Origin of the sequence: Anaeromusa sp. (assembly GCF_028691475.1) — a bacterium.
Taxonomy (GTDB): Bacteria; Bacillota; Negativicutes; order Anaeromusales; family Anaeromusaceae; genus Anaeromusa.
In genome coordinates this window covers 76,859-82,858 of the sequence record NZ_JAQUZF010000002.1, presented here as the reverse complement: position 1 = coordinate 82,858, position 6,000 = coordinate 76,859, and the positions used below count along the sequence as shown (strand labels likewise).

6 protein-coding genes are annotated in these 6,000 nt (G+C 47.0%); 2 read left to right on the top strand and 4 right to left on the bottom strand.

Going from position 1 to position 6,000, the window contains the following annotated elements:
• From PHF27_RS01035 to PHF27_RS01025, 3 genes are all read right to left on the bottom strand, one after another.
• Positions 1 to 783: DMT family transporter (locus PHF27_RS01035; RefSeq protein ID WP_300064986.1), on the bottom strand; the 783-nt coding region annotated here is incomplete at its 3' end.
• Positions 784 to 785: 2 nt separating this feature from the next.
• On the bottom strand, positions 786 to 1,364 hold the full coding sequence (locus PHF27_RS01030) for a nitroreductase family protein (RefSeq protein WP_300064984.1): 579 nt from the start codon (positions 1,362 to 1,364) through the stop codon (positions 786 to 788).
• Positions 1,357 to 2,361, bottom strand: a complete 1,005-nt coding sequence (locus PHF27_RS01025) for a site-specific integrase (RefSeq protein ID WP_300064982.1) — start codon at positions 2,359 to 2,361, stop codon at positions 1,357 to 1,359. Before PHF27_RS01025 ends, PHF27_RS01030 begins: the two co-directional genes overlap by 8 nt.
• Before the next feature lie 286 nt (positions 2,362 to 2,647).
• On the opposite strand from PHF27_RS01025, the gene PHF27_RS01020 reads away from it, so the two are divergent.
• Both PHF27_RS01020 and PHF27_RS01015 read left to right on the top strand, forming a co-directional pair.
• Positions 2,648 to 2,935 carry a metalloregulator ArsR/SmtB family transcription factor gene (locus PHF27_RS01020; RefSeq protein WP_323441760.1) on the top strand — a complete coding sequence of 96 codons (288 nt, stop codon included), beginning with the start codon at positions 2,648 to 2,650 and terminating at the stop codon, positions 2,933 to 2,935.
• A 28-nt stretch (positions 2,936 to 2,963) separates the two neighbouring features.
• Positions 2,964 to 5,153, top strand: coding sequence for a heavy metal translocating P-type ATPase (locus PHF27_RS01015; protein WP_300065002.1), 2,190 nt, complete (start codon positions 2,964 to 2,966; stop codon positions 5,151 to 5,153).
• A gap of 347 nt (positions 5,154 to 5,500) precedes the next feature.
• Here PHF27_RS01015 and PHF27_RS01010 read toward each other — a convergent pair whose 3' ends face one another.
• Positions 5,501 to 5,992: a hypothetical protein gene (locus tag PHF27_RS01010; protein WP_300064978.1), complete on the bottom strand. Its 492-nt coding sequence runs from the start codon at positions 5,990 to 5,992 to the stop codon at positions 5,501 to 5,503.
• Positions 5,993 to 6,000: the final 8 nt, after the last annotated feature.

Below are 6,000 nucleotides of genomic sequence, written 5' to 3'. Positions count from 1 at the left end.
CAGTAAAAAATACCCGCCTATAGCGGCAAAAACCGTCTCTAAGCTTAGAATCAGCGAAGCCTGTGTGGGCTCCGCTCGTTTCTGCCCGACAATCTGCAATGTATAAGCAATGCCTACTGAGCCGATTCCGCCATATAAGATCGGAGAAAGCGCCCCTCGTATTCCAGCCAAGGTTATTGTTTCGGTAAAAGCAGCAACAACCAAAGAAAGAAGAGCACAAGTCATAAACTGCCACAAGGCCAAAGAAAGCACCTGCACTTGGGATGCAAAACGATCAATCCACAAAATGTGCATCGTCCAAAAAACAGCACCAAGCAAAACCAATAAGTCGCCAAAGGCCAAGGTTAAATCCTCGCGAATGCAAAGAAAGTACAACCCTAAAAGCGATAGCAAACATCCCAGCCACAAAGAAAATTCCACACGCCGCCCTAAAAGCACGCCGCTCAAAGGCACCAAGACAATATACATGCTAGTTACAAAAGCAGCCTTGCCGGCTGTTGTATCGACAATGCCAATTTGCTGTAGCGACGCCGCCAAAAACAAAATCAAGCCAGCCACTACGCCAATTCCAACGACGCGAAAACGAGGTAACGATTCTTTAGCTACAGGCTTGCGATACTGTTGCCACCATAAAAGAGGCAGCAATGACAGGGCTCCTAGTAAAAAACGAATGCCATTAAATGTAAATGGTTCCAGATATTCCATGCCTACTCTCTGCGCCACAAAAGCCAAACCCCAAATACCGGCCGTTACAAGCAGAGCTACATTGGCTTGCCATCGCATCGTCATTCACCGAAAAAAGAGTGGTAGTGAACCCAATTTTCCTTGCGTTTGGGGCCGCGTACCTCTTTATTTTGCAGCTGCTTATGTCCTAGAACAACGGCGTATAAAGGACGAAAGCCTTCAGGAACAGCTAACTTTTCACACAAGTCTTGTCCTTGACCGTTGATAAAAGGAAAACCAGCAAAACCAACCCAGCAGCTTCCTAAGCCCAAGCTTTCCGCAACTAAAAGCATATTTTGCGTAGCGGCGGCACAGTTAGCTTCCGTCAAAATAGCGTCTTCCCGTGCGGAAACTAAAACAGCAACAGGCGCATGATAGAAAATATCAAAGTCCTGCTTAGCCAATATTTTATGAACAAAGGCTTCCGAAGAGTGTTGAGCAGCCTCGCGAAAACGTTGGTTCAATTCGGCAAACATCGCCTTATCACTAATGACGGTAAAAAACCAGGACTGCTGGTTATGACCACTAGGAGCCCAACGCCCCGCCTCCAAGATCACTTCCAAATCAGCGCGGCTTATCGGCTCTTCCGTGAATTTACGCGTACTGCGGCGTTTTTTTATTAAATCCAATAGTTCATTCATAATCATCGCTCCCTTTTACAGTTCCATCCGCTTTTTCCATTAAGGCCATATTATCAAAAGAAAATATTTCACTTTCTTCAATATAGCGGCGGACCATTTTATCACTATGATGGCCGGTTTGCTTCATAATATGCCGTTCTCTAGCGCCAGCTAAAGCCGCCGAGGTGGCAAATCCTCGTCGCAGGCTATGCCCTGCGTAACGTTGCGGATCAGCACCGGTGCGCTCCGCAAATTCTTTGACCGTTCTGGCAACCGCCTTATCCGAAAGACGCTGTTGGCGAATGCCGCCGTTTTTGGTCAAAGAACGAAAAAGAGGACCGCTGGTAAGCCCCGAAATATCCAACCAGGCTTTGATGGCGCGCACAGGGCAAATTTCCGGGCGCTGACGGCGATACGAAATTCCTTTATATTGGCCTTTGCCATCTGGATCATTTTTCGCCTTGCCCAAAAATACTTTGACGCCTTCTTGGAAAAAGGTTAAATCTTCTACGTCCAAGGCAACTAATTCAGAACGCCTAAAAGCGCCGGCAAAGCCAAATAAAATCAAAGCGCGATTGCGAATCCCCAACGGCGTAGGGTCAAACACATCGGGGACTTGCGTTAAATCCGACCACATCACAGGCAGCTTCCCTTGTTGAAAGGTGCCTTTGGCTTTACGAATGCCTTGCAACGTCATTCGCACATCAGCCGAAAGAGTTGGGGACGGGCAGCCGGCCGCTTTATGGGCTTCAGAAATGGCGGTTGCCTTACGGGAAATAGTATTTGCTTTGATAAAATCAGCCAAGTAACTGAAATACTCTACAAGCGTTTCTGGCGTAGCCGGAAGCTCTGCATATCCGTGGTGACGGCACCAATAGGAAAAATCATCCCAGTCGCTTTGATACGCTCGGATCGTATTGACCGCCTTAGAAGAGGTCATATAACGAATAGCCTGTTCAGAGTACTTGCCGCGCCGCCAGGGACGCAGTATGACAGACGAAGATAAGGAAGAAGCCATTCGAACACACCTCCCAAAATCGAGCAATATCACTAAAACTCTCTTGATTATACCATAAAACAACACCTTGAAATGTGACCATCTTGTTACAAACGTCCGCAACAAGCTTTGTAACACATACCATAGGAGTTGACAAAAAGATCAGTAAGAATTACTATACATATGAACACATATTCATATGTGCAATGATTATTACGATGAGGTGATAGTTATGACCGAAACGACATGCGACATATGTGAAGAGCATTGTGAGCATCCCGAGCGAATTGGCTGCGCCAAGGCAGGCATGCTGCCGGACACAACGATATTACAGCTAGTAGAAACCTTTAAAATTCTAGGTGACGCCACTCGGATCAAAATTTTGTGCATATTAGCGCAACAAGAGATGTGCGTCTGCGATATAGCTGAAACTCTCGCCATGGGACAGTCCGCTATTTCACATCAATTACGCGTATTACGCAGCGCCAGACTGGTAAAATATCGACGCGAAGGCAAGGCGGCTTGGTACTCCTTGGACGACGACCATGTAGTCGACCTCATGAAACGAGGTCTAGAACATGTCAGCCATACGTAAGGAGAAACCGGAGGTGAGTACATTGGACATGAAAAATAAAGAATGCAGCTGCTCTTGTTGTCACGAAGTAAATCATGAAGTTGCTGAGTTACTAAGTAAGGAGCCTACGGAGAATACAAATACAACGGATGCATTTCGCATTGAAGGCATGGATTGCGCAGACTGTGCTGCAAAACTGGAAAAAAAGATCAAAGCTTTAGACGGCGTACAGGCTGCTACAGTAAACTTTGGCGCTGGAAAATTGACCGTGGAACACTCTTTAACCGCTGCCGCTATTATTAAAGCCATAGAGCAAGCAGGCTACCAAGCTTTTAAAGACGGGCTGAACCGCAGGGCTGAGGTTTCAACTCCCCCTTGGTGGCGCAAACCCAAAACGCTGGCAACCATTCTTTCCGGCGCTTTCCTCCTGCCTGCCATTATATTGGAGTGGGGCGGAGCTGGCGAAGAGATTCTTATACCGCTCTATATGGCGGCAATGCTTCTTGGGGGCTACCATGTGGCCAAAAGCGGCCTATACGGACTAAAAAGCTTTACTATGGACACTAACTTTCTTATGACCATTGCCGCTGTCGGAGCCGTGGCAATCCGAGAATGGGGAGAAGGCGCCATGGTCGTATTCTTGTTTTCCCTGGGTAATGCGTTACAGGCGTATACGCTGGATAAAACAAGACATTCCATTCGCGCCCTTATGGACTTGGCTCCGCGTGAAGCATGGGTTCGCAGGAACGGCCAAGAAATCCAGTTAGCGGTAGAAGAAATTGCCATAAACGATGTAGTTCTTGTAAAACCAGGCGAACGCATTGCCATGGATGGCACGGTAACAAACGGCATTTCTTCAGTAAACCAGGCTTCCATTACCGGGGAATCCATTCCCGTTGAAAAACAGCAAGGAGATCTTGTCTATGCCGGTACAGTTAACGAAAACGGAGCCTTAGAAGTGACCGTGACGAAACTGGCGGCAGATTCCACACTGGCAAAAATCATGCATATGGTAGAGGCAGCACAAGCGCAAAAAGCGCCTATGCAGCAATTTGTTGATGTCTTTGCCAAATACTATACGCCGGCAGTCATTTTAGCGGCCTTGAGCTTCATAGCCATTCCCACAGTGTTCTTTGGTCAATCTTTTGACGTTTGGTTTTACAAAGCTTTGGTGTTGCTGGTTATTTCCTGCCCCTGCGCTTTGGTTATCTCTACTCCTGTATCGATTGTATCGGCTATTGGCAATGCCTCCCGACACGGCGTATTGATTAAAGGCGGCGCTCATTTAGAACAGATGGGTCGCATCGAGGCGATCGCCTTTGATAAAACCGGAACACTTACTTCAGGGAAGCCGGTAGTAACAGATATTGTTCCTTTGAACGGCATCGCCCGAGAAGAACTGCTCTCCCTGGCGGCGGCGGTAGAAAAATGGTCGGAGCATCCCTTGGCTAAGGCAATTGTCGCCCATGCAGGAGATATGCCCATGCAAAGCATAAGTAATTTCCAAGCGCTGCCTGGCCGTGGAGCGCAAGCTGACGTGGCCGGACAAACAATTTATGTAGGCAACCGACGTTTGTTTGAAGAAATAGGCTGTGTCATTGCCGCAGATGAGTCCCGCTTAACTAGGCTGGAGGAACAAGGAAAGACTGCCATGCTGGTAGGAACCAGCCAAAAAGTGCTGGGGGTTGTGGCTGTAGCCGATACCCTGCGTGAAGAAAGCGTCGCTTCCTTAAACGCGCTCCGAAAAAGCGGCGTGCGTACTATAGCCATGCTTACCGGCGACAACGAGCGCGTGGCTAGGGATATTGCGGCAGAACTCAATATCGACGCAGTTTACAGCGAATTGCTGCCGGAAGATAAAGCGACAGCGCTAAAGCAGATTTCCAGCAAATACGGTCGCATAGCCATGGTAGGAGACGGTGTAAATGACGCCCCAGCTTTAGCCACAGCAGACATAGGAATCGCTATGGGGGTAGCTGGTTCGGACAGCGCTCTAGAAACGGCTGATATCGCTCTTATGTCCGACGACTTAAGCAAGCTGCCTTATATCATGAAGCTTAGCCGCAAAACCGTGGCCATCATCAAACAAAACGTTACTTTCTCCATAGCTATAAAACTGCTGTTTGTCGCAGGGACCTTTTTAGGTTTCGTGAATCTTTGGCTGGCTATTTTAGCTGATACAGGAGCTTCCTTACTAGTTACGCTGAACGGTATGCGTTTAGCTAAGAAAATAGGTTAAGAGCTGGAAGAAAGTTTTTGAAAGCTAATAGATTCTCAATTAATTCTCATTTAAATTGTAAGCCGGGAAAAGCGGTGTTATATGCTTAGGCTATCGCTGCAAATCAGAACATTCTCATGCTGGTTCTTGCAAAAAAACCGTTTACGACGCCTTGGTGGCCGTAAACGGTTTTTTTATAGTCCAACACTAAAACGCAGATGGTATGAACGTAGCAGCAGTAGAAATAAAATCACGCTTAATTGTGATGTAAAAGGCAAGAACATAAACCCCTATTTTACATACAATATTCCGTCCGATAATTTATACTTATCGGACGGAATAGAAATTTACACAAATACAATACCCTATTATAGCTTTTCAAACGGCGCAAAACCAAGCTCTTCCCACAGTAAATTATGCTGCTGCTGTGCTAAGGCACTCAAACGACGATGCAGCAGCCATTGGCCATGAGCCAAGTTCTTGAAAAAAATTTGCTCCAGCGGAAAAATGGTGTGAGCTGCCATTTGCTTATACAAACTTTCCAGTCGTTCCAGCCAAGCTAAATATTGCCATAAACGCCCTAGCCAAAAATAGTCTGTTCCCGTTTTCTCTTGATTCTGTTCCTGCGACAGCTTCGCCCAAATTTGCTGCCGCTCAATAAGAGCTTCTGCATCGACTTCTGGAAGAATCGAACGCTCTGCGCTTGTCAGCCATTGCACATATTGCTCTTGAATCGCTTGACAATGCCTCCAAATTTCCAGTTCCTGCGCGGAGGCGCCAGGAGCCAGCATTTCTTCCAGGGCGGCAATGCATGTTTTTTCCATTTTTTTAGCTACTTGCCAACGTGTATTTGCACTCATTACCCATG

What these genes read in the sequence shown, in the direction of transcription:
- PHF27_RS01030 (WP_300064984.1), bottom strand. Translation starts at nt 1,364, where the DNA reads ATGAATGAACTATTGGATTTAATAAAAAAACGCCGCAGTACGCGTAAA.
- PHF27_RS01015 (WP_300065002.1), top strand. Translation starts at nt 2,964, where the DNA reads ATGAAAAATAAAGAATGCAGCTGCTCTTGTTGTCACGAAGTAAATCAT.
- PHF27_RS01020 (WP_323441760.1), top strand. Translation starts at nt 2,648, where the DNA reads ATGCTGCCGGACACAACGATATTACAGCTAGTAGAAACCTTTAAAATT.
- PHF27_RS01010 (WP_300064978.1), bottom strand. Translation starts at nt 5,992, where the DNA reads ATGAGTGCAAATACACGTTGGCAAGTAGCTAAAAAAATGGAAAAAACA.
- PHF27_RS01025 (WP_300064982.1), bottom strand. Translation starts at nt 2,361, where the DNA reads ATGGCTTCTTCCTTATCTTCGTCTGTCATACTGCGTCCCTGGCGGCGC.